The 4,441-nt window shown below is 38.3% G+C and carries 1 protein-coding gene; it reads left to right on the top strand.

Annotated features, from left to right (window positions below; all coding sequences use genetic code 11):
* Positions 1–325 precede the first annotated feature (325 nt).
* Positions 326–4,441 (top strand): hypothetical protein (locus O3C63_09485; protein ID MDA0773154.1); only part of this gene is annotated, 4,116 nt, incomplete at its 3' end.

Here is a 4,441-nt window from a genome sequence, read left to right on the forward strand (position 1 = left end):
ATTGCACATAGCAGGACCAGGACTAGTACCATTGGTTCTGCACAAAACAGCTATAGTCCCATCATCTCTGGGACAAGCTAAAACATAGGTGCAGTGGTCTTTTAGATTATCCATTGTTTAAGGATGCATTGAAAAAAGCAAAGTCTCAACCCTTATCTGACACATGCTTTGCAAGCTCAGAACCTTTTTCATGGACCCGACTAAAAAACTTCGTTTTCAGCGTGTCCTTAGCATCATTTTAGCAAATATCAAGCTATTTTTGCTAGTGACCAAGCTATTAAGCTGATTTAATGGCTTCTTAACCCCAACTTGCTTAAATTCACACATGGTAAGTTCGGATCCTCGATCAAAACCCGTATTAGGCTCAGAAATTATTAGTGGTCAAATCACTGATAAAGCCTCGGCCCTATATGACTTATTAAATCAAGTAACTGGCACTGAAGGTGGTAGCTACAAAACTTTTGACATTGACGATCCTGAGTCTGAAGAAAATTATCAATTAGATTTAGGAGTTTACAGTATAGAAAAAAGCTCAAACGCGCGTGCCTGGCAAACTGTTGAGAGAATTTATTTTCAAGATAGCGGACAAAGACTACAACAAATCGAAGGTACTTTAAGAGACAACTTTGATCGATTACGAAACGATATTACCAGTAATATCTCTAGTTTACTTGATTTAATTAATAAATCAGAAGACCAAGGCGGTGTTGTAGCGGGTGATGCCGGACTTAGCATCTTAGATGAAATCACCGCCGTTGCTAATAACGAAGATTCAACTGCTGAAGACGTTGAAAATATCATTCATGAATTACTGACAAGTGAGGATGCTATTGGTAGATTGATTGAAACTTTATTTACTAATTTCCAGCATGATGTACAAAGACTCGATTCTGAAATCTTCGATCTGCTTGATGATGATGATGGTACTTTTTCTAATAGTGGTATGTCTGAAACTGACACTACAGAAAGCACCAAATACTTCTTAGACTTTGGCAAAGGGCAAGCAGCCAAAATCGCGAATAGTCAAGAACAGGCTGTTGAATTCACTCTTGATTTTTTAAAAGAAAGACTTGAAGCTAAAACACCAGGTGCAGAATGGGACGAAGTTGCTCAAATAGGTCGGCAAGTAACTACTAAATTCCAAAGTGGTCGATTATTACTGGATCCAGCCCTTATTGAGGCAATCATTGCAGAGAAATTCAGTTCTAGTGACGCTACGATAGACGCAGAACTCAAAGAAGAACTATCAGGCATAAAAACTCAAAAGGGTTTTCTCACTAAGTTCTTGACAATAAGAGAATTTATGGACTTTGCAGCAGGCTTTTATAAAAAAACACATGAAGAGACCTTTAGAAAATTATTTACACGTGACTTAATCGAATACACACCAAAATACTATGAAGACCAACGTAGTTTATTAGATGTGCTCAAAGGCAAGGCTGATGATTTTGATAATTCAATTGCTGGCAAAGTATTTGAGGGCACCGGAGATAAAATCACTGCTGCTGCAAAGGGAGCAGCTCAACTATTAGGTTCTGGCTACAATAAATTAGCAATAAGCAATTTTGAAGATTTTGTTAGAGACAATCCTATATTACTAATGGAGCATTTGCTCACACAAAAAGCTGCAACTACAGATACAGATGAAATTGCAAGACTCAACCAAGAAATCAACTCCCTGCAAGAATTTCAGACAAGACACCTTGATAATCTCACTAGCTGGCTTCAAGCAAAAAACAAACAACTCGCCAAAACCAAGGCAATCATCTCAAGACTAGAAATAGAAGCAGAAAACCCGAACACAGAGCTTCAAAGAAAAACTGAAATAAAAGCAAAAATAAATAGTTTAATTAAGAGCTCTACAACTAATGATGCCGGGCTGCAAGCAAAGACGCTAAGATCAAGAGCGACTTTTACTCTTAGCCAACTTGAAGCTCTAAGAGTTAGCACCACTGACACCAAAAAACTAACCGCTATTAATAAAGACATTGCATTAGTTCAAAATACTTTACTAGTAGCAGATGCTGATATCGCAGAGCAAGCTATCCGCAACGGAGCAGCCATCGTAATCAACAAAACTATTGCTAATGATCTTAATGCAATTAAAGATCAAACCAAACTCATCGATCCTGCCTCAAACTCAATAGCAGATTCACAAGCTATAATTACAGGAATCAAAACAGCTTATAATAATCATGACTTCCTGCGACTTGGCGAGATCAGTGAAGCAGACAAAGCACAGATCGATAATGAGGCTCTTACTGAAATCATTAACACAGTTGTCAGAACCCAAAATGCTCACGCTGCGCTTTATGCCAGTGAAACCCTTGAATCCGGTAAAATCAACGCTCAATTTGCCAACAAAAAACTAGCAACTCCTGGTGAAGATGGTTCATTACCGGAAGATAATCAATTAGCTCCCCCACAAGTCTCTCCAACAGCTTCTTCTGCTGCTATTGCTGCTATTGGTAATCAAATCCTTCTCAAGGTTAACAACCTAATCAATGAAAAGAAATTACCAGACGAGACTTGGATTAAGGACAATGCCAAAATCATCAATGATATTAATAAACAAATTAACATTACACCAACTCTTGAAACTGCAGGGGAAGTATTTTTCAATCAATTACGTAGAATTTTTAGAACTACTATAAGTAACTTTTTTAATACCCATATTAGCGCCAGAGACACCCTTGACGACGCCAAAACAACATCACTATTCGTAAAGAACTTATCAACAAATAGTAATTTAGGCAATGATGCGGAAAATATTCTTCAAGACGTAGAAGCTGCCATAACCAGGCTTGGAACGAGCAAGCCGGAAATAGCAAGTAACAAAATCTTTGTTGATCCAAGTCTAGAAAAATCAATCAAATCAATCAAAAAGTTTGTAGAAAGAAACAACCTAGATTATGAAACGGAGAATTTCAAGAATCAAATCAATCTAGACTCCTTACGGGGACAGATTGATGCGATAAACGCTCCTGCCGGCACATTCGATGAGATCCAAACTAGCATTGCTAGTCTTCAAGGCTTAATTGACAACGGTACTGACGAAAACAACGGTACTCGCGAAACAACTTGGAACGACATTGTAGACTCGATTGACCGTGCCTTAGAGACTTTAGAGACCGCAGTTAAAGCTGACAAGCGAAATACTTATTTACGCACAACGAATTTAGAAGAGATTCAAACAAGACTTCAAGCAATAGAAGCTGGTACCGACCCTAGCCTTGCTAGTCTCAATAGCCAAATATCATCAGCAACTATTGAGCTTACTAATAGAACGACTCAACACACCAATTATGTCACTGAAAGAACCGATCTTCTTAATTCAACACCTCTTGATAACGATAGAATCAGCGAGCTAAACGGACTCATTAATATTCTTAATGGCAATGGACCCAATAGCATCAACAATGCAAGAATCCAGCGAGACAACGCTCGCGCCCAAGTCAGTGCTGCAAAAATAACAGCACAAGCCTTACTTGATGGTAAGACAAACCAAATTGGCATCGATGGCCTGCTAGTACACCTTAATGCCAAAAAAGACGTCGTAATTGAAGCTATGCGTATTGATGGAGAAGTAATCCCCGATAATGAACTCGAACAACGTTTAAAGAGATACGAGAAAGCACTCTCAAAAGACTTTAGCACTAACTTAATTAACAATGATTCATTAAATAATATCCAAGCGAAGCTCAATGACGCTCTCATTAGCACTAGTTTTGATTTGAATGGTGATGGTACAAATGATTTTGATAGCATCCAAACAGTTATCGACAAAATAGATGGTCTTGCAAACGATGTCACTAATATATTTGGCAGCTCTTATGACAAAGCCCAAAAACTCAATCAACTAGAAAACGCTCTTATCACCAAACAAGTCTTGCAAGCTGAATTAGCTCAGACACTGCAAGCGGAGCTTGCTGCTGGCGCTAGCACTGAAAGAGCAGGCGAAATATCTCAAATGCTGATTCCTTTACTTGATGATATTGAAGATCTTGGTGACATTCATGAAGACATTAAATTTGATAACAATACAATACTAAGAAAAGTACTAGATCCTCAATTTATCAATAGCCCCACTAGCCAAGCCAAAATAGATGCAATCTCTAAGATCCTCTACGGTTTTGAAACGAACAAGCTTGACAATGGCACAACAGAAACTATCATTGGTAGTGCTGATTCGATGAAAGACAAAAGCCTAATTGATGGTATCAAAGATCTTAAAATAGAAGCTCGCAAGATCCTAGACGAAATACCAGAAGATGAAATACCAGAAGATGAAATACCAGAAGATGAAATACCAGAAGATGTAACCGACTTAGTCTTAATAAACCTACTTGAAGAGCGCAAGGCTGACTTTGGTGGCATCGAACAACAAAGTATCAAACGACTCATCCTCTTGATGTTCGTCTTAAGTATGCTTGAATACAGT

This window comes from Cyanobacteriota bacterium, assembly GCA_027618255.1.
Lineage (GTDB): Bacteria > Cyanobacteriota > Vampirovibrionia > LMEP-6097 > LMEP-6097 > JABHOV01.